Genomic DNA, 25,425 nt, shown 5'->3' with positions numbered 1-25,425 from the left:
ATAATTTCGCACGTCGACTGAAGACGCTCCGGGGCCTCACGCCATACGAATTCGTTTGCCAGCAATGGCAGCACGAGCCATCAAGATTCACGCAAAACCCGCACCATCAAAACCCGGGACCAAACAGGTAGAGAACCTTTCAAAAAACTTCGGCGCCAAGCGCGTGCTGGATCAGGTCTCTCTCACTCTGGAACCAGGCAGTATTACAGCTCTGCTTGGTCCCAACGGAGCGGGCAAGACCACCCTGATTGGTTGCCTGCTTGGCTTGCTGCAACCGGATTCCGGTTCGATCAGGGTCTGGGGCCAGTCAGCGGATGCGCTTACCCCATCACTCCGTGAGCGAATTGGTTTTGTTCCGCAGACAATGACCGGCCTCACCTGGTTTCGCGTTCAGGAATTGCTCGATTATCTGGCGGCCTTCCATGACAGCCAACCACGAGCAGAGGCAGGTAGTGCAACGCAGTCATGCGAGGATAAAAGTTGGTCGCAATGGGCCAGCCTTGATCCGAAATCGCGTATCTCGGCTCTCTCAGGGGGCGAAAGACAGCGTCTGGCCATCGTGCTGGCCTTGCGCTTTTCACCCGATCTTATCGTGCTGGATGAACCCGTTGCCAGCCTCGATCCCCTCGCCCGCCACGATTTCATCGCCCTGCTGGCAGAAACCGTGAAGCAGCGCGGCGCAACAGTGCTGCTCTCTTCGCATATCATCTCCGATCTGGAACGGATCTGCGATCGCTTTGTGACACTGAACAAGGGCCAAATCATCAGCACGGTCGATTCCTGCCAATTCAACAGCCATATCCGCCATCTCGCCCAATGGCCCGACGCGCATCACGGACTTCGCGTTCTTGTCGATCTTCCTGACGGAAGTGTCTGGGTCGAGGGCTGGACACCCGCCCATGAGGCCCTTGGCCTGACAGTGCTACCCGGCGATCTGGAAGCCTTCTTTCTGGCGCTGACGCGATGAGGGATACCCTGCGTGCCATGAGGCTCTACGCCTCACCGATTTTCCTGCGCGAAAATCCCATGGTTCTGCTCGGACTGCTTTATGCCGTCATATGCTATGGTATAGCGGTCTGGCTCCGTCTGGCGCCACCGCATGTCGATGGCCTGCCGGTGCTGGTCAACCTTGTCATGTCCGCATGGTGGGTCTTGCTGCTGAGTGCGTTCAGTTCCGTCAACACCCATTACTGGCGCCAGATACGCTCACCCGTCACGTTCATGCTGCCTCGCCTGCAACACGGTGAGTATTGCGCAGTCCACGCGACTATCGCCATCGCCTTCACCGTTCTCTGCGCCCCGCCCCTTTTGATGGGGGCCCCTCTTCTCAACACGCTTTCCGTTGAGGCACTGGCTCTGGCCCTGTGGTCGGGCGCGGATCAGACAGGCCCCAAAGCGATGCGGCGCGCCACGCGCATCATGCGGCGTATTGTCTCGCGTATCGGGTTCATTCTGCTGCTGGTCCCAAAAATCCAGCTTCTGATCTTTACAGCCCCCTGGCCCGTAGCGCTCGGGTTGCTCCTGGCTGGTCTGGGCATTGCCCTGTACGAATACCGGTTTCGCGATTACCGCCTGGACCCACTGCCGGAAACCGGCTTAGTCGGCAGGGATCATTTCCCAAGGCTGCTGCAGCCTGTCATTTCCTGCCTCATGTGGCGGCCAGGCTTTCTGCCGCATATCCCGCTGCAGGATCAGTTCCTGACAACACGACCTGTGATCGTCGCCCTCGTCCAGATTGGCGGCACCCTGATTTTCGCTGCGCTGAGCGCCATTATGCTTTTGGTCATGGACGGTCATCTTCCGACAATCGACGTATTCCGCCACAGCCTGCCCGGCTATGCCCGGCAGGCTACGCTCCTTGTGGCCATTGGTCTGTGCCAGAAATTCCAGAAGCGCACGGACTGGCCCTTTCTCGTTGCGCTTTGCCCCTTTGGCGACAAGGCAGCCTTTACCCGCAAGCTGCTTCAGCTTCATCTCATGACGGCCGTCTTTGCCGGAGGCGTGTCCGGCCTGTGGCTTGGGCTGGTGAGCTGGTATGGCAAAAACCTTCCTCTCTTCCATTGCCTGACATGGGGACTTGCCGCGGGTATTCTTCTGGTAGGGACCGTATGCGTGCCATGTCTTGGCCTGCTCTCCGCCCGCCTGAACCGGCCTGCCGTCAATATGGTTCTCACGATCAGCGGCGTTGTCATCGTGCTTCAGGCCTGCACAGCTCTAATGATCGAGAGTGCTTTCTGGTGGCGTGGGTTGCTGCCCCTGGGCGCCATCGTTGTCGTGGCCCTGCTCTACATCATAACGCCGCATGCGCTGGCTCGGCAGGACTGGCCACTGGAACCGCCGCACTGACCGGGCGGCCCGCCAGACGCCCATCACTGGGCGGCACCACACAGGCACACGGCATGGACAGATCATGCCAAGCTGTTACGCTGCGTCCGTTACATAGTATCATTCCATGTCGACCCGCCTGACTGAACGAGACCCCAAGGGAGTTATGAATGTCCGTGCTGCCCCCACTGCGTAAGGCGCTACTGGCGTCCAGCCTGCTTGTTGCCCCGACGCTGTCTGTCGCGGTTTCAGCACCCTCGATGGCTGCCGAAGCGACGGTCCAGCAGGGCGCTGCTACCGGCACCTCCCCGAGCGGGACATCTGCGAGCCACACCGGGGGGACACCAACCCCGCATGGCGCGACGGCAATGGACAGCGCAGTGCGCGAGACCCTCTCCAACGGGCTGCGGGTTGTCATCGTGCCCGACCGTCTGGCCCCTGTCGTTCAGACACAGGTGATCTATCTCGCAGGCTCCGCTTCTGCCCCGGCAGGCTTCCCCGGTACCGCTCATGCGCTTGAGCACATGATGTTCAACGGGTCAAAAGGGCTGAGTCGTGACCAGCTTTCAACGGTCAGCGCCCGTATCGGCAATGTGAGCAACGCCTTCACCACCGAGGATACAACCCAGTATTACTTCCAGGCCCCGTCTCATTATCTGGATGTGCTGCTCAAGATCGAAGCCGATCGTATGCGCAACGTCCTGCTGAGCGACGCTGACTGGTCGCATGAACGCGGTGCCATCGAGCAGGAAGTCGCGCGTGATGTATCGATGCCGTTCGAGCGCTTTACCATCCAGCAAAACCTCGCCCTGTTCGCAGGCACGCCCTACGAGCATGACGCCCTTGGCACACGCGAGTCTTTCGACAAGACCGACGCCAAACTGCTGCACGGCTTCTATGACAGCTGGTACCAGCCCAATAACGCGATCCTGCTGATCGTGGGGGACGTCGATCCCAAGACCACGCTCGAGAAGGTAAAAGCCCAGTTCGGTGCCATTCCAGCAGGCAAGCTGCCTGCGCGCCCGGTCATCACCCCGGCCCCGGTCAAGCCCCGCACCATCACGCTCGATAGCGATTATGCCACGGGCATATTGAGCATCGGTTTTCGTATGCCCGGTGCCGGCAGCCCCGATGCGGCAACGGCACAGATCCTGGCCGATGTGCTTGGCAGCCAGCGCGGGGCGCTTTTTGCGCTTGTGCCGCAAGGCAAGGCGCTGGCGACCGAATTCTCCTATAATGCCCGCAAGCAGGCAGGGGTCGGCAATGCGCTTGCCGCCTTCCCCAAAGGGCAGAACCCCGAGGCCCTTCTGGGCGAGATACGCGCGATCCTTTCAACCCTGCGCAGCAAGGGTGTGCCTGCCGAACTCGTCGAAGCCGCCAAGCGCAAGGAAATCGCCGCGCTCGAATACAACGCCAACAGCGTCACCGATCTGACCCAGAGCTGGGCCAGCGCCCTCGCCTATAATGGCCTGGAATCCCCTGCCGAGCTGGTGAAAGCCTATAACGCCGTCACACCCCAGATGGTAAATGCGCTTGCGGCAACGATCCTCGACCCAGACCACGCCGTAACTGGTATCCTGACCCCGTCGGGAGGAAAATCGCCGAATATCAGCAGCAACAAGGGGCCCGAATCCCTCCTGCCGCCACCGGGCAAGAACATTGCCCTGCCCGACTGGGCCGCGACAGCACTGGCCGATCTGCCAGCCCCCAAGCCGCTTGCCCAGCCTACACGATACACGCTCAGCAACGGCATCACCCTGCTGGTCCAGCCCGAGCATGTCAGCCATACAATCGTGCTTTATGGCAGCATCCGCCATAACAACGACCTGCAACAGCCCAAGGGCAAGGACGGTGTGGCCGGTCTGACGGGCGATCTGTTCCTTTATGGCAGCAAGACCCATGATCGCCTTGCCATGGCAGCGGCGCTGGACGATCTGGCCTCCGATGCCGATGGTGGCACCTCCTTCTCTCTCAGCGCGCTCACACCCAATTTCGAGAAGACGCTGTCGCTTCTTGCCGAGATGGAGCTTCATCCGGCTTTCCCGGCGCAGGCCTTTGCCATTCTCAAGCAGCAGGCGGTAGCGTCGCAGGCCGGGGTGATGCAATCGCCCGGCTATCGCTTCCAGCGCGCCCTGACCAGAGCCCTTGCACCGGCAAACGATCCATCACTGCGTGAAACCACCCCGCAGACGCTGTCCTCCATCACGCTTGCTGACGTGCAGAATTTCTACAAGGCGGCCTATCGTCCCGATCTGACGAGTATCTTCGTCATTGGTGACATCACCCCTGAAAAGGCGCGCGATGCGGTCGAGAAGGCCTTTGCAGGATGGAAGGCAACCGGCCCGAAACCTGCCGTCGACCTGCCGGACCGTCCGCTGAACAAGCCGTCTCAGGCCGTCATTGACGATCCGGGCCGCGTGCAGGATTCTGTCTATCTCGCCCAGACCGTTCCCGGCGGCATCCATAACCCGGACCGCTATGCGCTTGAGGTCGGCAACGAGATACTCGGCTCCAGCTTCTCCTCGCGTCTCATGCAGGATCTGCGCGTGCGGACCGGTATGGTCTATACAACCGGGAGTGATTTCGGCTGGTCAGTCAATCGCGGCGCGTTCGTGATCACCTACGGCTCCGATCCTGACAAGACCCTCAGGGCACGCGATGCTGCCCTGCGTAACGTCCGCGATATGCAGACCCATCCCGTGACCGATGATGAGTTGCTGAACGCCAAAGCCTCGATCCTGCGGGCCATCCCCATGGAACGGGCCAGCTTCGGGGGCATTGCCGGGCAGTATCTCTCGCTGATCGGTCTGGATCTGTCGCTGGACGAGCCCGATAAGCGCGCTCAGGCCGTTTATGACATGAAGCCCGCCCAGGTTCAGGACGCCTTCCATCACTGGGCGAGACCGCAGGATATGGTGCAGATGATCCGCGGCCCCGCACCGCTCAAGAGCACAGGGAAATAACATCCTGTGTCCCTTGCCCTCTTCCCCCGCTCATCACCGGTGGGAGAGGACCATCACGTTCGCTCTACCTGTATACGGCGGGGCGGAAGACAAAAAAACCTGCCCGGTTCGGGCAGGTTCAGGAACTCACCATAAAGGTGCTGTCAGAAGCCTTCGGGCGCTTCATCTGACGCTTCGGCAATCGCTTCGGCTTCTTCCTGAAGATAGGTCTCCAGATCACCATTGGCCGCGTCGTTCAGATCGCGCGGGCTGATGCCGCTTTTTTCGGCATCAGCCAGACAAGCCGCGACAGCCTGCGAGGGCTCACCCCAGTTCTGGTGGTGGGCTTCGATCCAGCTATCGAGCCATTCATCGATATCTTCGCCCGTCATGCTCAGCGTGTCCCGAAGAGACGATCGCCTGCATCACCGAGCCCCGGGCGGATATACCCTTTTTCATCCAGCCCACGATCGACGGCGCAGGTCACGATACGCACATCGGGGTGGCGTTCATTCAGGCAGATCACCCCCTCGGGCGCGGCCAGAAGGCACACGAAGATGATCTTGCGCACGCCGCTCGCCTTGATGCGATCGATGGCTGCTGCGGCGCTATGGCCCGTCGCCAGCATCGGATCGACCACGATACATTCGCGATCGGCCACGTCCTCGGGCAGCTTCATGTAATATTCGACGGCTTCGAGCGTGTCGTGGTCGCGATAAAGCCCGACATGGCCAACGCGGGCTGCCGGGATCAGGTCCAGCATCCCGTCGAGGATGCCATTGCCTGCACGCAGGATGGACACGAAGCAAAGCTTCTTGCCGGAAAGCTGACGGCCTTCCATGCGCTCCAGGGGCGTCTCGATCTCGACCGGTTCGGTGCTGAGGTCGCGCGTCGCCTCGTAGCACATCAGAAGGCTGAGCTCGCGCGTCAGCCGCCTGAAGCCTGCAGTCGAGGTCGACGCCTGACGCAGGCGCGTCAGCTTGTGTTGAACGAGCGGGTGGTCAAGCACGACCAGGGAGGAAGGAAGGGCAGTCATGAGGCGTTCCTTAGCGTGAATTCGTTGCGCTGTCAGCTTGGTTCAAAGCGCAACGCCACACCATTCATGCAAAAACGCAGCCCCGTCGGCTTTGGCCCGTCTGGAAACACGTGGCCAAGATGACCCTTGCACTTGGCGCAATGCACCTCGATGCGTGTCATGCCATGCGTTTTGTCGACCGTCGTTTCAGTCATGCCATCGCGCGGTTTGAAAAAGGACGGCCACCCGCTGCCGCTCTCATATTTGGTATCTGAATCGAACAGCGCCTCCCCGCAGCCTGCACAATAATAGACACCCTCACGCTTCTCATCATTCAACGGGCTTGAGCCGGGGCGTTCAGTGCCATGCTCACGCAAGACGCGATGTTGTTCGGGGGTCAGGGGCAGGCCACAGCTGGGCATTGCGCTGCTCTCTCGGGTGTCGTCGGTCATGGAAACGCTTCCTTCGCAAATCATCGGCCATGCGGGAGAAATCCCGCTCGGGCCCACAGGATATGGCGTCTCAACGCGCCGCTTCCAGAGTGTTTCATCCATCCTGCCAGTTGCTTCAATCATCGCCCTCCCGGCTCAGGGCGGGAGCGCTGGAGGATGCGCGGTATCATTTGCCAGCCGGTCTTGATGCCGCCGTGAAATGAGACCCTCATTCACCATCCTCCGGGACCACACATGCGCATTTCGACGGCGATACAGAAATCTGTCCCTGCCCCTTGACCCAGAAGCGGGGACACAAACGGTGATCGCGCAAACGCGTCTTGGCGGGCGCTCCATGCAGGGTTTCAATGGTGCCATCAGCAAGGAGCAGGCATCATGAGCCGCAACACCCCGCACTCTTTCACAGGCAGCGCCGGAGAAACCGGGACCACCCCGCTCGATGCCTATAACGTGCTCTACACGCTGGAAACCGATCCGCCCCAGATCACGGCGCTTCTCACGAAGACAGGTGTTGTCGTCTCACGGTGCGATGCGCGATGGGGCACACCCGACGGCATCTGGCTCGACCGGACACATATCTACTGGACCAATATGGGCGCTGATTACAATGTCGCCGATGGCACCATAGAACGCGCCCGTCATGATGGCAGCGCTCATGAAGTTCTGGTTGGACACGGGCTTGTCGTCACGCCCAAACAGCTCGCGGCAGACCCGCAGGCGGGCTGGCTCTACTGGTGCGATCGCGAGGGCATGCGCATCATGCGCAGCCGTTTCGATGGTGCCGATTTGCAGGTTCTGCTTCAGAACGGGACCTACCCCAGAGACACACGCGATATCACACGCCACTGCGTGGGCATTACGCTCGACCCTGAGCGCCAACACCTCTACTGGACCCAGAAGGGGCCACCCAAGGGAGGCAAGGGCCGCATCTTCCGCATGGCACTTGCCCTGCCCCAAGGGGCCGATCCTGCTTCACGTGACGATGTGACCCTTCTGGCCGATCACCTGCCTGAACCTATCGACCTGCATTTCTGCCCGGCTTCGAACCGTCTCTACTGGACCGATCGTGGCGCGCCGCCAGACGGGAACAGTCTCAACGTGGCCGAGGTGACTGCCGATGGCCTGTGCAATCACAGGGTCATTTTCCGTGGGCTGGATGAAGGAATCGGACTGGCTATCGATCCGCAGGAGAAAACGGCTTTTGTCAGTGATCTGGGCGGCAACATACGTCGTATTGACATCGCGAGCGGTGAGGCGGTGATCCTGCGCCATCAATCCTCCACAACCGGTGTCTTTCTGGTTCCCCGGCGCTGACGGAACGCGCCTCATGATGAGCCACCCTGCCCTGACGCATCAGCATGCGAATACCGACAGGGTGGCCACCATTCGCCACTCACAGCATTCTTAGCCAGAAAATGGCGTGAACCCGCCGGGGGAGAGTTCGCAGAGCACGCAAAATGCGGCATCATGGGCGCAAAATTGCAGGAGACTACTCATGTCCGCATCCCCTTCCAGCGTGCCGCGCCCGGTCATGCTCGTCATCCTCGACGGTTTCGGCGATAGCGCCACCCGCGAGGACAACGCCGTAGCTCTGGCCAATACGCCGAATTTCGACCGTCTCTGGGCAGGCTCTCCTCATGCCTATCTGAAGGCGTGCGGCGAGGATGTCGGCCTGCCGGAAGGGCAGATGGGCAATTCGGAAGTCGGTCACCTCAATATCGGCGCTGGTCGCGTCGTCATGCAGAACCTGCCGCGCATCAGCCGCGCCGCGCGCGATGGGTCGCTGGCCAGCAACCCTGCCCTGTGTGCCCTGATCGACGCGCTCAAGGTCAGCAAAGGCACCTGCCATCTGATGGGGCTGGTTTCCACGGGCGGCGTCCATGCCCATATGGACCACGTCATTGCGCTCGCCCAAATCGTGGTGCAGGCCGGTATTCCCGTAGCCGTGCATGTGTTCTCCGATGGGCGTGACACGGCGCCCGATTCCGGCGACGGCTTCATCCGCACTCTTGCTGCCGCCCTCCCGGCTGGCGCAAGCATCGCCACGGTCAGCGGGCGCTATTACGCCATGGACCGCGACAACCGCTGGGAACGCGTCAGCCGCGTCTATGATGCGATCGTCTCCGCAGCCGGCAAGCACGCGGATGACGCACTAAGCGTTCTGCCAGCCAGCCAGGCCCAGGGTGTGACGGATGAATTCGTTGAGCCGACCGTAATCGGGTCCTACGCAGGCATGAAGGATGGCGATGGCATCCTATCCGCGAATTTCCGCGCCGACCGCATCCGCGAATTGCTCGATGCGATGGTTTTCCCCGATTTCGATGGCTTTGCGCGCTCGAAAACCATCAATTTTGCCGCTGTATGCGGCATGACCGCCTATAGCTCGGCTCTGGCACCGTTCATGAGCGTCATGTTCCCCAAGGAATCGATGGAGCACCTGCTGGGCGATGTCGTTTCACAGGCTGGACGCACACAGCTGCGCATGGCCGAGACCGAGAAATATCCGCACGTCACCTACTTCCTCAATGGTGGCCGCGAGGCTGTTCTGCCCGGTGAAGAGCGTATTCTGGTCCCCTCACCCAAAGTGGCCACCTATGACCTGCAACCCGAAATGTCTGCCCCGGAACTGACCGACAAGGCCGTAGCTGCCATCGAAAGCGGCAAGTTCGACCTTATCGTTCTGAACTTCGCCAATCCCGACATGGTGGGCCATACTGGCGTGCTGGCAGCCGCCATCAAGGCGTGCGAGACCGTGGATACCGGGCTCGGCCGTATTGTCGATGCCATCGACAAGATGGGCGGCGCGCTGATCGTCACAGCCGATCACGGCAATTGCGAGACCATGCGCGACCCGGTTACCGGTGGCGCTCATACGGCCCACACCCTCAACCGGGTGCCGGTACTGCTGCACGGTGCGAAGGGTGTCACTGCCATCCATGATGGACGTCTGGCTGATCTGGCTCCCACGCTGCTCACCCTGATGAACCTGAGCAAGCCAGCCGAGATGACCGGCAAGTGCCTGATCAACGGCTGAATCCGCCATGCCGGTCGCGAGCCTCTTCCTGACCGGCTGTTCAGCCCTCGGTAAAATGCGCTTCGCAGGCGGGTGGGTTCATCCTGCCCGTCTGAGAGCCCGTTGGGGAGAAAAACCCCGCGAGACATCAGGTCAGAGCGGGGGCTTCTCTCAGGACACCTCCCACTCGCCCTCTGTTCCGATTTCCTCCAATTGGCGCTGCACCATCGCCCTCTTCGCGCCTCTGCATCCCTCAGGGCGAGATACCTCACGAGATGATGCCTCTTTTCCTGCCGATACCCATCATGCCGCTGCCGCGCCTGAAGCTGCGTCTCTGTGCGCAACACGTTTCGCAAGGGCGTTTCGCCTTGGTAGCGTGACGCTGGGCTTTGGGTTCGCGCTGGCCGCGTTATCGCCAGCAACGGGGGCGACCCCCCATACGAAACAGGGCAATGCCAACCAGAAGGCGCTAGACAAGGCCATTGCAGACAAGAAGGCCCTGATGGCCCGTCAGGCCAATGAGGCGGCCCTTATCGAAACCCGACGCAAGGATCAGGCGCGAGCTGCTCAGGAGGCGGCGTTGCAGGCCCAGAAGGCCCGACGTTACTCTGCCCTGACCAATCAGGCCGAGAATGAACTGGACGCAACGCAAAAGCAGATCGACGCCCTGACAACCGATATCGCCTCACTCACGGCAAGACAGAACGATCAGCGTCTGGCACTTGCCCGACGCCGCGCTGCCCTCCAGACCATTCTGCCTGTCGCCCTGCGCCTTGCCCGCTATCCCGGCACGTCTGTCGTGGCTCTCTCGGGGCAGGCCGACGATGCGGTCCAGGGCCTGAGTGTGATTGCGGGGCTGACACGCCTGACCACCCGGCAGGCGGAAGATCTGCGCAGCCAGAAAACGCTCCTGGATCAGACGGCTCACGAACTCGCAGACCGGAACACGGCGCTGGAAGCCGCAAGACGCAAACTGGCCGCTCTGCGCGATCTCAACGCCAGCCGGATGGAAACCGCTGCTCATCAGCAGGCCGAGGCTGAGGCAAGAGCCCGTCAGGCTCATGATGAAATCGCAGCGGCCACAGCAAAGGCCGCGACTCTCGAGGATGCGCTGACAGCCATCGACAAGGCGCAGGCCAGCATCAAGGCACGAATGGAAGCCGAGGCCAGAGAGCTGGAAAGGCAGAACCAGCAGGCAAAGGCGCGCGCGCTCAGCACGCAGGCCCGCGCCCTGAGCAGTTCGGGCAATGGCGTGACACGGGGCGGCGGACATGGCCCCGTAGCCGGTCGCGTACTCACTGCCTGGCACCAGACAACCGAGAGCGGCCCGGCGAGTGGCATAACCTATCAGGCAAGCGCCGGGAGTTCGGTCAGCGCGCCCTGTGCAGGACAGATCGACTTTGCCGGCCCGTTCCGGTCATTCGGCAACATGATCATTCTCGATTGCGGGCATCATTTCCGTTTCGTGCTCTCAAGATTGGGCGGGCTTTCCGTCTCGACGGGGCAGACTATCAGCCGCCATGCTGCGCTCGGCACCATGGGCGGTGGCGGCGGGGCACTCTTCGTGCAACTGCGCTCGGGAAGTAAAATCATCGATCCCGGCCCCTATCTCTGAAGGGTAACCTCACGCGACGCTAGAACCCCTCTTGGCGATTCTGTGTTGTTTCGACAGACTGCGTTAATATCGCTATAGATTTCAGATCTTAGTGCGGTGGAGGCTCTGGTGTTCAGGCTCCGCTGAAAGACAGACGCTAACAGGATCGGCACCGGACCTCAGGCTCCGTACCGGATTCAAGGGATGAATTGCATGAAGCTCCGCACTGGTCTGCTGCTCGGAACGGCATTCCTGGCCGGAATCACCGCCGGTCCGGCGTTGGAAGCCGCCATGGCCCCGAGCCTTGGGCAGATGATCAGCAGCAAGGCCTTCGCCAAGGAAGTCGCGGCCGACCCCGACAACCACAGCGAAACCCTGCGTCTGCTCACCTTGTTCGGAACCGTGCTCGACCTCGTTCGGGCCGAATATGTCGAGCCTGTCAGCGACAAGGATCTGATCAACAACGCCCTCGATGGCATGGTGGGCGGTCTCGATCCCCACAGCTCCTACATGAACGAGAAGCAGTTCAAGGAGATGCAGATCCAGATCAGCGGCAAGTTCGGCGGTCTGGGCGTACAGGTTCAGCAGCAGAACGGCCATATCCGCGTGGTCTCGCCCATCGATGGCACCCCTGCCTCGCGCGCAGGGCTCAAGCCGGGCGATTACATCACCGAAGTCGATGGCAAGTCGCTTGAGGGTCTGACCCTTGATCAGGCCGTGACCAAGATGCGCGGCGATCCGGGCACCAAGATCACCCTGACCATCATTCGCGCAAAAGAGCCCAAGCCGCTCAAGGTCACCATGACCCGCGAGGTTGTGCATGTGCAGGTCGTCCGCTCGTCGCTTTATGGCAATATCGGCTATATCCGCATTTCCGAATTCGACGACGACACCGAGACCGCACTGCATGAGGCCTATGACAAGCTGAAGGCAAAGTCGGGCAACAAGCTGCAGGGTCTTGTGCTCGATCTGCGTCTGAACCCCGGCGGCAAGCTCGATCAGGCCATTGCTGTCAGCGATGATTTCATCCCCGAAGGCGAGATTGTCTCGATCCGCGGGCGTCACGCCGAAAACAACCGTCGCTGGGATGCCAAAGGCACCGATATCACAGGCAAGCTGCCGATTGTCGTGTTGATCGATGGCGGGTCGGCCTCGGCCTCCGAAATCGTGGCCGGTGCGCTTCAGGACCATCGCCGCGCCGTTCTGGTGGGCGAGAAATCCTTCGGCAAGGGCTCCGTGCAGTCGCTCATCCCCGTGCCGGGCCATGGTGCCGTGCGTCTAACAACGGCGCGTTACTACACGCCATCGGGCCGCTCCATTCAGGCTTTGGGCATCGCGCCCGATATCGTGGTCAAGGAAAGCAAGGATGACGATGGCTACGGCTATCGTGAAGCCGATCTGGCCCATATCATCACCAATACGGGCGGCAACAAGAACAAGGCCCCGACACGGACCGACCTGCCTTCCATCTCGGCAAGCATCCCCCACGCGCCTGCGGATAACTGGCCCCGCTTCGACCCGGCCAAGCCGGCGACGGACTTCCAGCTGCAACAGGGGTTGCGTGTAGTCCGCGCCATGGCATCCCTGCCTGACGAAGCGCTCCCGCTGGGGCAACCGGCTGCTGACAAGGCCGCTGCAAAAACCGCAGAGGCGAAGGCCCCGGAAAAGGCGACTGACGACAAGGCCGCTGGAGAAAAAGCGGCGGGCAAGGATCAGAAGCCCCCTGCTCCGGCTTCTTCTTCCACGCAGCACTGATTTTTTCTGGCACCGGCCCCTTTCGAGGGGCCGGTTTCATATCTTCCGCTTGACGCTTCAACTCCATCCGAGCCCTACGCCATGATCGATCCGGCCACGCTTCCCTATCGCCCCAATGTGGGCATCATGCTGTTCAACCGCGAGGGCGCTCTCTTCCTCGCCAGACGGACCGATCTGCGTGATGTCTGGCAATGCCCTCAGGGCGGGATTGACGAGAACGAATCTCCGGAAGAAGCGGCCCATCGTGAGTTGCGTGAGGAGACTGGGCTTCGTCATGCCACCCTGCTGGGCAGCTATCCCGGCTGGTTGCCCTATGACCTGCCCCCCCATCTGATTGGCAAGGCACTCGGGGGACGATATCGCGGTCAGACGCAACGCTGGTTTGCCATGCGCATGGCCGAGCCCGACAGCGCCATCAATCTGGCAGGAGATGGCACGGAACCAGCCGAATTCGATCGCTGGGAATGGGTCCGCCCTCAGGACGTGACGACCTATAATCTTGGCTTCAAGCGTCCGCTTTACGAGCAGATCCTGCCCGCCTTGACGGCTTTGGCGCCTCCAGCGGTCTAGAAACTTCAATAAAGCCCGGCGCGGACAATAAAGAGCCTGAGCGCCTCAGGCAGTCATCGGGGGAAACAGCTCCCCCGGCTCACACCCGCCCCCTCAGAGGAGACAAGTGCCTCAGGGGGCGTCGATGATCTCGAGCGTGGCAGCTTCCAGCACAACCTCCGGTGCGGCCTCAACCAGATCGAGCGACTGGTTGCGCACGAGGCGGGCATAGAGTCCGCCCTGCGCCTGCAACTCGGCATGGGTACCCATTTCGACGGCCGCGCCTTCGCTCATGACAATAATCAGGTCAGCACTCTTAACCGTCGACAGACGATGCGCCACAATGATGGTGGTGCGGTCACGGCGCAGGTCGGCCAATGTTGCCTGAACCTTGGCCTCGCTCTCTGAATCCAGCGCGCTTGTCGCCTCATCCAGCAGAAGCAGACGCGGATCACGCAGTAGCGCGCGTGCCAGCGCCACACGTTGCCTTTGCCCACCCGAAAGACGCTGACCACCCGGACCAACCCGTGTATCGAGCCCCTGCGGCAAGGTGTCGGCAAAATCGACTGCCGCCGCAAGGGCAGCCGCCTCGACTTCTGCACGGCTGGCCGTGGGGCGACCGATGCGAATGTTCTCAAGCACGGACATGTCGAAAAGTGTGGTGTCCTGGCTGACATAGGCAATGGCGTCGCGCAGCTCGGACAGCTTCAGATCACGCAGATCCACCCCGTCGAGCAAAATCTGCCCAGCGCTGACGTCATGAAGCCTCGGAATGAGCGATAATGCTGTTGATTTACCGGCCCCTGACGGCCCGACCAGCGCCACGGTCCAGCCCGGCCGCACATCAAAGCTCAGGCCACGCAAACCCGTGCGGCCATCGGGATAGACAAACCCGGCCTGATCGAACACCAGGCGCCCTTGCCCCGGCGGCAGGAGACGCGCATCCGTGCGTTCGGCCACAGCTTGCGGCTCGTCGATGACCGAAAAAACGCGCTCCAGCCCACCAAGGCCTTCCTGCAGGGCCGCATTGAGCGACCCAAGAGCGCGCAAGGGGCGCGAAGCCGCAAAAAGAGCGGCAATGAAGGCTGTGAAATCGCCCAGCGTCGCGCCACCCATCGCGGCACGCCAGCCAGCGAAACCGAGCACCGCAGCAATAGCCGTGCCACCCAGCACCTCGAGCACGGGATCGACACGCGCCCGCCCGCGTGAAATCCGCCAGAAAGCGTTGTGCAGCAGGTCCAGCGATCCATCCACACGCCGTGCTTCGCTATCCTCCATACGATACACGCGCACCTGACGGGCCAGCGCAAAGCTCTCATTGAGCAATGTCGCCGTCTCACCGATCTGCTCCTGCATACCCCCCGAGGCGCGACGGACACGCTTGCCAAGTTTCTGTATCGGCACCGCGGCCACCGGATAGAGCACGAGCGCGATCAGGCTCAGCTCCCAGTCGGTATAGATCATGGAGGCGACAAGCCCGACCACGGTCACGACATCTCCCAGCGCATTGACGGCGCGGATCATGGCCTCACGTATCGAGACCGCATCGGTGGTAAAGCGCGCAGCCCACTGCGCGGGTGCTTCCTTTTCGATACGCGCGATATCGGCTGTGAGGGCATGGGCGAACATACGTGACTGCAAGCCGCGTATGACCACGAGAACGAGCCCCTGTACGGACAGGGTCTGGCCATACTGTGTGGCGGCCTTGAGCCCAGTCACGAGCACCACCAGAGCAGGCACCTGATAAAGAATACGCGGGTCATGCACCGCAAACATATCCACCGCGCGCTTGATAACTAGCGGATACAGAGCCGTCAGCCCGGCGGTCAGAACCGTAAGCACCACGACGGCAGCCAGCCGTCCGACATGGTGACGGACTTCCTCACGCCAGATGCGAAAAATCATCTGGCGTCCCTGCACCCCCTGCGGGTCGATGCGTCGCAAAGGGGTCTGGGCTGCAGGCTGCGCTGTTTTCATTCCTGCGGTTTACCCCCCTGCGCCCTGTGACGAAAGGGGCAGGCGCGTTTTCAGTTCGGCAAGACAGGCCATCCGGTCGGGCAGACAGCCTTGGCTGCGCCACCAGGCAGCCAGATGGGCAAGACTCTCTCCTATGGCCGGCCCCGGTCGCACACCAGCGGCCATGACATCACGCCCAGCCAGCGGAAAAACCGGGCGCTCAAGCTGTGCGAGCCTGTCTCTCAATGTGTTCCATGCCTTGGACGAGACATCGGCTATCCTCTCGGCCTGTGCAAACCAGCTACGGTCGATCAATGTCTGCCGGTCATGACAGGACAGCAGCGTGCGAAGCGCGTGGTCGCCCAGTGAGGGGGCGAGGATCAACGGGTTCTGCGTTTCATACCCTTGCGCATCGAAACCATGCAGCGGGGTGGACGGGCTCATACGGGCAAGGCGCTGCGCCTGTTTGCCCGACAGCCGAAGCCGCTGGGCCAGATCGGGCGTATCAGCAAGCAGTCCAAGACGCAGGATGTCATCGGGCGGGACATCGGCATCGAGCGCACGGGCCAGACGCGGCAAGTCTGCCGAAGGCAGGAGACGAGGCAGGATACCGGTATCGGCCATCAGATGCAGGCTGCGCATGAGATTGGGCCCTGTGAGGATACGCAGTATCTCGCTGGCCACACGCTCGGCGGAGAGCCCATCGACCAGGGCAGCATGGCTGGTGATTGCCCGTATCGCTTCCCCATCGGGTCGATCCTGCGGACCGGTGCCTCCGAAACGCGCCTGAAAACGGAAAAACCGCAGGATACGCAGCGCATCTTCCTCAATGCGGCGGGCGGCATCGCCTACAAAGCGCACATGATGCGCCGCAAGATCCTCAAGCCCGCCGAAATAATCATGAATGTCACCATGACGGTCACAGAAGAGCGCATTGATCGTGAAATCGCGTCGCGCTGCGTCCTCCTGCCAGTCTGTCGTCCAGGCAACCTCGGCATGACGTCCGTTCGTTTGCACGTCACGCCGCAATGTCGTGATTTCATAGGGCACATGATCGATCACCGCTGTGACGGTGCCATGAGCCAGCCCGGTCGGTATCGTCTTGATCCCCGCCGCTTCAAACAGGGCCTGAACCGTCTCGGGGGGCTCCGGGGTTGCCAGATCGAGATCATGCACCGCATCACGCCCGATGAGCAGATCGCGCACCGATCCACCAACGAGACGCGCTTGCGGCAGAATATGCCAGAGGCGATCGAGGCCCGAACGATCAGGCAGTTTGTCGAGAAGGCTCAGATGAGACACGGCTGTTGATCAGATTCCGGAACAGAAGAAAAAACGGCTGTGATGCCCGCTGTCCCATACCCACCCCGGTTACGGCATGGGGGCCAGCGGGAAGAAGCGATTATGGCTCCATACGCCCATGCAGGGGCGACAGCCAACATGACCGGGCACAGCAAGGGCCACGAGTTCATAATAGACCGGGCGCGACAGCCGGGCGAGCACGGGCTGGTCGCCCTCGCCGCGACGGACCTGAACATAGGGTATGGCCGCGCAATCTTCCGATGGCGGATGGTCCCAATCGACAATCAGGGGATGGGCGGGCCCAACGCAAAGCAGCTCATCCATATTGGTGCGCAGGCACAGATTTTGCTGACGGCCGCAGCCACCACGAAAATCGAGTTCCCGCACGATGAACGGGGCATCTTCCACCTGTATGATACCAGACTCAGTCGGCGTCCTCAGCCAGAACTGCCCTTGAGCGTCACGTGTCAGCATGGAGCCAAACAGACACAGCATTTCCTTGCGGCGTATGGGCGAGCCCCGATACAGCCACGTCCCGTCGCGTCGGATGACAAAAGGCAGGGCACGGGGTGTCTGCTCGCCCCCTGTCATTTCCAGCGGGGCAAGCCCGATATCGGACGCGCCCTGATCTGCGCTCCCTTCCGCTCGCATCGCGCCTGCACGATCCACGCCGGAAGGAACTGAACCAGCGGATGACCGGCCCTCGCAACCAGCACGGGTCGGGAACCCGGCTTCATGAGTCGCAGAATGCTCTGCGCCGTCTGTCGCCTGTTTAACCACGCCGTCCTTCAAGGTTCTCTCCGCTCACGGTCCAAAAAATCTGGTCTCCTGCTGCAAGTTGGGTCGTCTTATGGCTTGATGAAACCCCCGGAACTGTCAGATTGGCAAATATGAGCCAGAACGATCTCTCTTCCTTCCCCGCCGGATACCGCCCGGATGAAAACCCGGCTGATCTCGCTTATGTCGAGCAACTGACCGCCCAGCTGGGTGCCGTCAGGCAGGCCATAGGCCAGGTTGTTCTGGGTCAGCGCGATGTCATCGACCGTCTGCTGGTCACGATCCTCTCCGGGGGTCACGCGCTTTTGATCGGCGCACCGGGCCTCGGCAAGACGCTTCTTGTCAGTACCGCAGCCCGCGTTCTGGGCCTCGATACACGCCGCGTGCAGTTCACGCCGGATCTGATGCCATCGGACATTACGGGCAGTGATATTCTCGACGAGGACGAAAACGGCCGTCGTTTCTTCCGCTTCGTCCGCGGGCCGATCTTCACGCAGCTTCTCCTGGCCGATGAAATCAACCGTGCCAGCCCGCGGACGCAATCCGCCCTGCTTCAGGCCATGCAGGAATATGAAGTGGCCCAGGCAGGCACAAATCACCCTCTGCCTCGCCCTTTCCACGTTCTCGCAACACAGAACCCCATCGAGCAGGAAGGCACCTACCCCCTGCCTGAGGCCCAGCTCGACCGCTTCATGCTGCGTATTGCGCTCACCTTCCCTGAGCGCGATGCCGAGCGCGACATGCTGCTCCAGACGACTGGTGCCGTAACAGCGAGCGCCCCGACACTTCTCACCCCGGCCGATCTGATCGAGGCGCAATCCCTGGTACGACGTCTGCCGGTAGGGGAAAAAGTCCTTGAAGCCATCCTGACCCTTGTGCGTGGTCTGCGCCCCGAGACAGCCTACAAGCCCGAAATCGGCACGTCGCTGCTCTACGGGCCGGGCCCGCGCGCGGCGCAGGCGCTCATGCTTGCCTGCCGTGCCCAGGCGCTTCTCGATGGGCGTCTGACACCCAGCCTCGATGATGTGGCGGAACTGGCAGAACCGGTTCTTGCTCATCGTATGGCGCTGAGCTTCCCCGCGCGCGCCGCGGGACAGAAGGTGGAAGCGCTGATTGCCTCGGCTGTCGAGGCGCTTCTCTGATCGTGAGCGGTTTTTTCGGCAAATGGCGGCGTAGCGAGGCAAAGCCATCTCCCGCTGCGCAGGCCGGGTCATACCCGGAGGCGGAAGCCCTCCTCCCGTCCCTGGTCATCGAGGCAGAGCGCATCGGGCGTCAGTTGCGCGCTGGTGTGCATCATCAGCACCGCGCTGGCGCAGGGGAGGATTTCTGGCAATACCGCCCCGCTCATGACCATGAACCGGCGCATCGTATCGACTGGCGTCAGTCCGCCCGCAGCGACCAGCTCTGGGTCCGTGAGCGTGAGGCCGAAGGAGCGCAGATCCTCTCCCTCTGGTGTGACCCATCGCCCTCGATGAACTGGCGCTCACGCCCCGAATTGCCGCTCAAGACCACGCAGGCCCAGCTTGCCACTCTGGCGCTGGCCTCCGCCGCGCTGCATGGTGGCGAGCGCGTGACGCTGCTCAATGGGCCAGAGCAGGGACGCTCCGTCAGTGGGCCGCACTCCCTCTCCCGCCTCGGGCAGAATCTGGCGTTTGCCGCCTCGACGCCCCTGCCCCAGCTCGACACGCTGCGCGCCTACGGACAGCTCGTTCTGGTCAGTGATTTCCTGATGCCCCCCGAGACCCTGGACCGGATCCTGCGCGATATTGCAGCCCGACCAGCCCGTACGGAGCTTCTCTGCATCCTCGACCCCGCCGAGCGAAGCCTGCCTTACGCAGGCCGTATCAGCTTTGACAGCCTTGAGGATGAGGGACAGCTTATTCTGCCAGCGGTCCAAACCCTGGCGGAGCCCTATGAACGTGCCATGCAGGCCCATCTCGATCAGCTGGCGACCCTGGCCGAGGCGCATCGCGCCGGCTTTACCCTTCATCATACGGACCAGCCGCTCATGCCCGCCCTTCTGGGCCTGCATGTAAGGTTGAGCGGGGGCCATACGAGCGGGGGAAGCCTGCGTCCATGATCTTCCTGACCCCCCTTGCCCTGGCGGGGCTGATCGCTCTGCCCCTGCTCTACTGGCTGGTGAAGGCGACCCCACCGCCGCCGAAGGATCTGGCTTATCCCTCGCTCCAGATCCTGCGCCGCCTGCAAGCCAGAAACACCGATACGGCGCGCTCACCGCTCTGGTTGCTCCTGCTGCGCCTGCTCGCTGTTGCCCTGCTTATCCTCGGTCTGGCGCAGCCCGTCTGGCTGGGGCGCGAAATCAGCGCAGGCGGCGGGCATGATCTGGTTCTGGTGCTCGATAATGGCTGGGCCGCCGTGCCGCACTGGCAGGAGCGCATCCGCGCAGCGCGTAGTCTGGCCGAGCGCAGCTTTCGCGCAGGACACGCCGTCACGCTGGTTCTGACTGCCCCTGACCCCGATGGGTCGTCCCCTGCTCCCTTCACCACACGTGATCGCCCGCGTTTCGAAGAGCGCCTTCTTGCCCTCGCCCCGCATTCATGGCCTGCGGATCGTGCCCATACGTCCAGCCAGATTGATGCCCTGAGCCACAGCGCCGCGCTGACGCAGTCCGATCTCGTCGTCATCTCGGATGGCGTGGCGACAGGCGGCGATACGAGTTTTGCTAAGGCGCTCGCCAGCTTCAACGGCACGGTGAGTGACATGCGCTGGCCGGGCTGCGACACGATGATGCTGAGCGTTCATCGCGCGGCCGACAATAATTTCACTGCGACCACAAGCGGGTTGTCCTGCCCCGCCACAGCATCGGGCGGACTGCAAGTCAGGGCACGGTCGGAAAATGGTGGTACGCTCGGGATTTTTCCGCTGCCCACCGGTCAGACCACGCCGCTGGACCTGCCGCTGCCCCCGCTTCTGCGCAATCGCGCCGCACGCTTCGTTCTTGAACGCGATGCAACGCCTCTCCCCGGTCCCGCCGCAATTGCCCTGCTCGATGCAGGTGAGCACCGGCATCCGGTCGGTCTGCTCACCCCCGGCACGCAGGATACCCCGCTGACGGGACAGGGTTTCTTTCTGTCCCAAGCCATCAGCCAGATAGGTGAATTGCACCGTGGCGCTGCTGATGACCTGCTGCGAGGGAAACTCTCGGTACTGATCGCGACAGATGGCACCCTCGCCGATGAGCAGACACGCCAGCATGTGGCGGAATGGGTGCGTCACGGCGGGGTGCTGATCCGTTTCGCCGGGCCCGTTCTGGCGGCCGATGCGCAGGCCAGTGTGCATGACATGGCGCGTACCCTGCTGCCTGTGGCGCTCATGAGCGGCATGCGCCAGCTTGGCGGCCCGATGTCATGGGGCAAGCCACAGGTCCTTGCCGCCTTTGCCGAACATTCCCCCTTCGAGGGCTTGCCCCTGCCGCATGAGGTGACGGTGACGCGACAGGTTCTGGCTGAACCCACCGCCGATCTCGGTGCGCATGTCTGGGCCCGACTGAGTGACGGCACACCTCTGGTGACGGCCAGTCCGTTCGGACAGGGAGAGCTGGTCCTTTTCCATGTTACCGGCACCGCAGACTGGTCGAGCCTGCCGCTTTCCGGTCTGTTTCCTGCCATGCTCGAACGTCTGGTGGAGCGCTCGCTCGGCCAGCAGAACGAGACCGCCCTGCGCCAGCTTGTTCCGTTCACCATGCTCGATGCCAATGGCCAGCTTGTTCCACCCCCCGAAGCTGCCCGCCCTCTCGATGTGGGCACACTCGCCACGACGCGCCCTGACGCCCAGCACCCGCCGGGTTATTATGGTCCGCATCTGTCGCGCCGTGCCTTCAATCTGGGCGATCATCTGCCCCCGATCGCAGCGGCGCCTCTGATGGGGCGCAGCCTTACCCCCGACCATGTTTCGCCCGATCGGCCTCTTGCGCCGTGGCTTCTGGGCATGGCGCTGGTGATGCTGTTGGCTGACTGCCTTGTGGCATTGTGGCTGCGTGGGCTGTTGGGTGGCCGCCAGGGCCAGGGTCAGGGCCATACCGGAAGCAGAAACCGCACTGGCGCGAAAGGCGCAGGGATTACCCTGTCAGCCCTGATCCTGCTCGGCGCTGTGTCTGCCTCTCCGGCGACCGCGCAGGAAGATGACGAGAGCCCGAAACATGCCGGGGTGACCCACGGCGTCGTTCCCGGTGCCGCGCTTGAAACACGGCTTGGCTATGTGCTGACGGGTCATGACGATATCGACGAGGCCTCCCGTGAGGGTCTGCAGGGCCTGTCCAACTACGCGTCCGATCGCTCCTCCGCCGTGATGGGCCATCCAGATGGGCTGGTTCCCGGCAAGGATGATCTTGCCTATTATCCCCTGATCTACTGGCCGATCACCGACGATGTACAGGAAGATTCCAGACGTTCGGCGGCCCTCAACAGCTTCATGGCGCATGGCGGTATTCTCATGCTCGACACACAGGGCACGGGCTCCGATCTCTCTACGCAGGATGAAGGGCAGATGCGCTCGGCCCTGCGGCGCGCCACGGCAGGTCTTGTGGTCCCACCACTGTCAAAGCTCGATGATCATCACGTTCTTGCCCACAGCTTTTACCTGCTGCACGATTTTCCCGGTCGCGTTCAGGGCCTGCCTGTTTGGGTGGCCCGCAGCGGCGATGACAGCAATGACGATGTCAGCCCCATCATTATCGGTGCCGGTGACTGGGCTCATGCCTGGGCGATGGATGCCCAGGGCAACACCCCCTACGCCGTGATCCCCGGTGGTGACGAGCAGCGCACGCAGGCCTATCGCTTTGGCGTCAATCTGCTGCTCTATGCCCTGACCGGCAATTACAAGGCCGACCAGATGCGCGTGCCTGAACTCCTGAAGAGGATGGAGCAATGATCCATCTCACCTTCATGCCGCTCCTGCCTTTCTGGCTGCTGACAGGTTCTGCCGCGCTGGTTGTGGTGGTCGGCGCCTATGCGCTTTTTCGTGGCGCACCGGGTAGCGTGCCACGCCTGCTCGCACTGCTCCTTGTGCTGTTCTGGCTGAGCGGCCCACGGCTGAGCCGGCCATTTTTCGAGGCAGCCCCGCAGGATGTGCTGCTGGTGGTGGATCACTCACCGTCCATGGCCCTTCGTGGTCGCATTGACAGCGCGGACAAGGCCGCCCGCACACTGCAACAGGCAGCCCACGACATTCCCGGCCTGACGCTGCATGTTGTCGATGTTCCAGGTGGTTCAGGCCATGGCACACGCCTGTTCGATACCATCGCCCAGGCCGATCTGCCGCCGGGACGGTTCAGCGGTGCCATTATGGTCACTGATGGCATGGTGCATGACATCCCGTCAGCACTGCCTCCGCTTTTCACGCGCGATGGCAAGACCCTGCCGCTCCATGTCCTCCTCACGGGCAAGGGTGAGGAAACGGATAGGCGCCTGCGCGTATTGCAGGCCCCGCCCTATGCTCTTGTCGGCAAGGAAGCCCAGCTGCGCGTCGTTGTGGATGACCTCGGTGTAACAGGCAGGCAGCCTGTCACCCTTACCGTGCATCAGGGCGATGAGCCGCCCCGCCACATCGACGCCCTGTCGGGCGAGCCCATTGATATTGCCGTGGCCGTAAGACGTCCCGGTGAGACCCTGGTCACCCTCGATGCCGCGCCGCTTGCCGGTGAAGTCAGCACGCGCAACAACAGCACCATCGTGCGCATCAACGGCGTGCGCGACAGGCTGAAGGTGCTTCTGGTCTCGGGAACACCCAATCAGGGTGAGCGCGTCTGGCGCAGACTGCTGAAGGCCGATCCCTCGGTCGATCTGGTGCATTTCACCATTCTGCGTCCGCCCGACAAGGATGACGGCACCCCGCTTTCCGATCTCGCCCTGATTCCGTTTCCGATCAAGGAGCTGTTTCAGGACCGTATCAAACAGTTCGACCTGATCATTCTGGACGGGTTCCACAATGCCGGGATCCTGCCACAGGATTATCTCGCCAATATTGCGGATTACGTGCGCGAAGGGGGCGGATTGCTGCTGACTGCCGGACCGGAATTCACCGAGGACGGCACGCTTCAGGATACGCCTCTTGCCGATATCCTGCCTGCCCATGTGCCTGGCGATGGCGTGATCAGGGAGCGTTTCGTTCCGCAGCTTACCCCATCGGGCAAGCGTCATCCGGTGACGGCAGGGCTGCCGACCAATTGGGGACCCTGGTATCGGGCGCTGGCCTCCGACCGCATCAAGGGCACTCCCCTGCTGACCGGGCCGGAGCAACAGCCATTACTGGTGCTCGATACGGTTCAGAAAGGGCGCGTTGCGCTGCTGCTTTCCGATCAACTCTGGCTCTGGTCACGTGGCGAGGGCGGCGGCGGCCCGCAGGCCGAATTGCTCAAGCGTCTGTCGCACTGGCTCATGAAGGAACCGGACCTGGAGGAAAACCAGCTGCGTGCGACAATTGGCGAGGACAGCCTGCACGTCGAGCGTCACAGTGACAGCGAGCGTCTGTCGGGGCCTGCCATGATCACGGCACCCAATGGGCGCACCTTCCCCCTGATGCTCAAGCCGTCTGGCAATGGCGTATTCGAGGCCCGTTATCCCGTCACGGGTCAGGATGGGCTCTGGACCATCCGGCAGGATGGTCTCACCGCCTTTGCGGCGCAGGCCAGCCGCAACCCGATCGAGGATGCCGATCTGCGCGCGACTGCCCTGCGCCTCTCGCCTCCGGCGAAACAGTCGCATGGAGCTGTCCTCTGGCTTGGCCCTGATACCGCCACCCCTGCGATCAGGCAGATTGCCGATGCTGGCCGCGGTACGGCCATGTCTGGCGCGGGGTGGATCGGTTTTCCACGTCAGATGGTGCCTGTTGCCTCGTCGAGCCGCCTGACAGAGATTGTCCCGTCCTGGCTCGCGCTGTGCGGGGTTCTGGCGCTTCTTTTCCTGGGCTGGTGGCGCGAAGGGCGGCTTCGCCGCTGATAGGGAGTCGCCAGCTTGTTAACGATCATTTATAGTCAACCCATGCGCCACTCGAGACTTCACATGAATGTCCCACGATTCTTTCCCCTGATGCTGACGGCTGCCCTTGCGGCAACGCCAGTCCTCTTCGTTCCCTGGCATGCTGCGCATGCGCAGTCTGCAGATGATGCGGAAGCGGAACAGGAGGCCGAAGAGGCGCAGAAGAAGGCTGAAGCCCGTCGAGCCGCCAAGGCGGCAGCGCCGCCTTCCGCCCTGCCTGGCGCTGACTCTCAGGAATCCGATGCGGGCCACGCCAATGTGGACCTGAACCCGACCGACGCCCTGTTCGATGCCATCAACCGTGGCTCGCTCAATGCGGCGAAGGAGGCTCTCAACCGCGGCGCGGACATGAATGCCAAGAACGTCCTGTTCCAGACACCGCTTGACATGGCGATCGACCTCAACCGCAAGGATATCATGTTCCTGCTGCTGTCGATGCGGACCTATGGCGATGACAGCCGATTCGCTGCAGAAACGACCCACTCGCAGATCGAAACCGATGCCAAGGGCAACGGGCACCTGACCATCAAGGGCAAGGGTCGCAAGGGGACTCCGGCTGTGGCCGCATCCACCAAGCCGCGTTTCGATTTTTCCGGAGGCCAGGCCCAGCCGGATATCGGGTTCCTCGGCTTCGGCGGTCGCTAAAAGCTTCCTGCCCCCGCCTCGACGAGCCTCTGCACCAGACGATCCTCTGGTCGAGCGCACGAACTGCAAAAAGCGTATCGGTCTCCCGATATGCTTTTTTTTTGC

At 62.1% G+C, this 25,425-nt stretch carries 19 protein-coding genes and 1 pseudogene; 14 read left to right on the top strand and 6 right to left on the bottom strand.

The window, feature by feature from the left end; genetic code table 11:
- The 4 genes and pseudogenes from F3J08_RS10560 to F3J08_RS10545 form a co-directional block, all read left to right on the top strand.
- Nucleotides 1–131: pseudogene (locus F3J08_RS10560) on the top strand (IS481 family transposase); the annotation flags it as partial.
- Between the two features lie 32 nt (nt 132–163).
- Nucleotides 164–967: an ABC transporter ATP-binding protein gene (locus F3J08_RS10555; RefSeq protein WP_166929554.1), complete on the top strand. Its 804-nt coding sequence runs from the start codon at nt 164–166 to the stop codon at nt 965–967.
- Nucleotides 964–2,346 (top strand): hypothetical protein, encoded by a 1,383-nt coding sequence (locus F3J08_RS10550; RefSeq protein WP_166929781.1) that lies wholly within the window; start codon nt 964–966, stop codon nt 2,344–2,346. Before F3J08_RS10555 ends, F3J08_RS10550 begins: the two co-directional genes overlap by 4 nt.
- A gap of 149 nt (nt 2,347–2,495) precedes the next feature.
- Complete coding sequence (locus tag F3J08_RS10545) at nt 2,496–5,288, top strand: pitrilysin family protein (RefSeq protein WP_166929779.1); 2,793 nt, start codon at nt 2,496–2,498, stop codon at nt 5,286–5,288.
- 143 nt (nt 5,289–5,431) lie between these two features.
- Here F3J08_RS10545 and F3J08_RS10540 read toward each other — a convergent pair whose 3' ends face one another.
- From F3J08_RS10540 to msrB, 3 genes are read right to left on the bottom strand one after another with little or no spacing between them, the layout of a single operon-like run.
- Nucleotides 5,432–5,659, bottom strand: a complete 228-nt coding sequence (locus F3J08_RS10540) for a hypothetical protein (RefSeq protein WP_062164139.1) — start codon at nt 5,657–5,659, stop codon at nt 5,432–5,434.
- A gap of 2 nt (nt 5,660–5,661) precedes the next feature.
- Nucleotides 5,662–6,303, bottom strand: a complete 642-nt coding sequence (gene upp, locus F3J08_RS10535; RefSeq protein WP_023978953.1) for a uracil phosphoribosyltransferase — start codon at nt 6,301–6,303, stop codon at nt 5,662–5,664.
- Between the two features lie 32 nt (nt 6,304–6,335).
- Nucleotides 6,336–6,734: a peptide-methionine (R)-S-oxide reductase MsrB gene (gene msrB / locus F3J08_RS10530; protein WP_166929777.1), complete on the bottom strand. Its 399-nt coding sequence runs from the start codon at nt 6,732–6,734 to the stop codon at nt 6,336–6,338.
- A 375-nt stretch (nt 6,735–7,109) separates the two neighbouring features.
- Between msrB and F3J08_RS10525 the strand changes: the two genes are divergently transcribed.
- From F3J08_RS10525 to F3J08_RS10505, 5 genes are all read left to right on the top strand, one after another.
- A complete protein-coding gene (locus F3J08_RS10525) occupies nt 7,110–8,048 on the top strand; it encodes a YncE family protein (protein ID WP_166929775.1) in 939 nt (312 codons plus the stop codon).
- Nucleotides 8,049–8,229: 181 nt separating this feature from the next.
- A complete protein-coding gene (gpmI, locus tag F3J08_RS10520) occupies nt 8,230–9,768 on the top strand; it encodes a 2,3-bisphosphoglycerate-independent phosphoglycerate mutase (RefSeq protein WP_166929773.1) in 1,539 nt (512 codons plus the stop codon).
- A 7-nt stretch (nt 9,769–9,775) separates the two neighbouring features.
- Nucleotides 9,776–11,362 carry a murein hydrolase activator EnvC gene (locus F3J08_RS10515; RefSeq protein ID WP_166929772.1) on the top strand — a complete coding sequence of 529 codons (1,587 nt, stop codon included), beginning with the start codon at nt 9,776–9,778 and terminating at the stop codon, nt 11,360–11,362.
- 192 nt (nt 11,363–11,554) lie between these two features.
- Nucleotides 11,555–13,096, top strand: coding sequence for a S41 family peptidase (locus tag F3J08_RS10510; protein ID WP_166929770.1), 1,542 nt, complete (start codon nt 11,555–11,557; stop codon nt 13,094–13,096).
- Between the two features lie 81 nt (nt 13,097–13,177).
- Nucleotides 13,178–13,666, top strand: coding sequence for an RNA pyrophosphohydrolase (locus F3J08_RS10505; RefSeq protein WP_166929768.1), 489 nt, complete (start codon nt 13,178–13,180; stop codon nt 13,664–13,666).
- Nucleotides 13,667–13,777: 111 nt separating this feature from the next.
- Here F3J08_RS10505 and F3J08_RS10500 read toward each other — a convergent pair whose 3' ends face one another.
- The 3 genes from F3J08_RS10500 to F3J08_RS10490 all read right to left on the bottom strand — a co-directional run bounded on the left by F3J08_RS10500 (nt 13,778) and on the right by F3J08_RS10490 (nt 17,494).
- Entirely contained in the window at nt 13,778–15,550 is a 1,773-nt protein-coding gene (locus tag F3J08_RS10500) for an ABC transporter ATP-binding protein (protein WP_240149286.1), read from the bottom strand.
- 81 nt (nt 15,551–15,631) lie between these two features.
- Nucleotides 15,632–16,903, bottom strand: coding sequence for a CCA tRNA nucleotidyltransferase (locus F3J08_RS10495; protein WP_166929764.1), 1,272 nt, complete (start codon nt 16,901–16,903; stop codon nt 15,632–15,634).
- A 69-nt stretch (nt 16,904–16,972) separates the two neighbouring features.
- A complete protein-coding gene (locus F3J08_RS10490; protein WP_240149285.1) occupies nt 16,973–17,494 on the bottom strand; it encodes a DUF1285 domain-containing protein in 522 nt (173 codons plus the stop codon).
- A gap of 299 nt (nt 17,495–17,793) precedes the next feature.
- Here F3J08_RS10490 and F3J08_RS10485 point away from each other — a divergent pair, with 299 nt between their 5' ends.
- The 5 genes from F3J08_RS10485 to F3J08_RS10465 all read left to right on the top strand — a co-directional run bounded on the left by F3J08_RS10485 (nt 17,794) and on the right by F3J08_RS10465 (nt 25,320).
- Nucleotides 17,794–18,822 carry a MoxR family ATPase gene (locus tag F3J08_RS10485; RefSeq protein WP_166929762.1) on the top strand — a complete coding sequence of 343 codons (1,029 nt, stop codon included), beginning with the start codon at nt 17,794–17,796 and terminating at the stop codon, nt 18,820–18,822.
- 2 nt (nt 18,823–18,824) lie between these two features.
- Nucleotides 18,825–19,760, top strand: a complete 936-nt coding sequence (locus F3J08_RS10480; RefSeq protein WP_166929760.1) for a DUF58 domain-containing protein — start codon at nt 18,825–18,827, stop codon at nt 19,758–19,760.
- Nucleotides 19,757–22,570, top strand: a complete 2,814-nt coding sequence (locus F3J08_RS10475; RefSeq protein ID WP_166929758.1) for a DUF4159 domain-containing protein — start codon at nt 19,757–19,759, stop codon at nt 22,568–22,570. Before F3J08_RS10480 ends, F3J08_RS10475 begins: the two co-directional genes overlap by 4 nt.
- Nucleotides 22,567–24,636: a glutamine amidotransferase gene (locus F3J08_RS10470; RefSeq protein ID WP_166929756.1), complete on the top strand. Its 2,070-nt coding sequence runs from the start codon at nt 22,567–22,569 to the stop codon at nt 24,634–24,636. Before F3J08_RS10475 ends, F3J08_RS10470 begins: the two co-directional genes overlap by 4 nt.
- Nucleotides 24,637–24,726: 90 nt before the next feature.
- On the top strand, nt 24,727–25,320 hold the full coding sequence (locus F3J08_RS10465; protein WP_370458713.1) for an ankyrin repeat domain-containing protein: 594 nt from the start codon (nt 24,727–24,729) through the stop codon (nt 25,318–25,320).
- The last annotated feature ends 105 nt before the right edge of the window (nt 25,321–25,425 follow it).

The organism is Asaia sp. As-1742, from assembly GCF_011753235.1.
GTDB lineage: Bacteria > Pseudomonadota > Alphaproteobacteria > Acetobacterales > Acetobacteraceae > Asaia > Asaia bogorensis_B.
The sequence above is the reverse complement of the archived record's forward strand: the minus strand, read 5'-3'. Positions and strand labels throughout refer to the sequence as shown.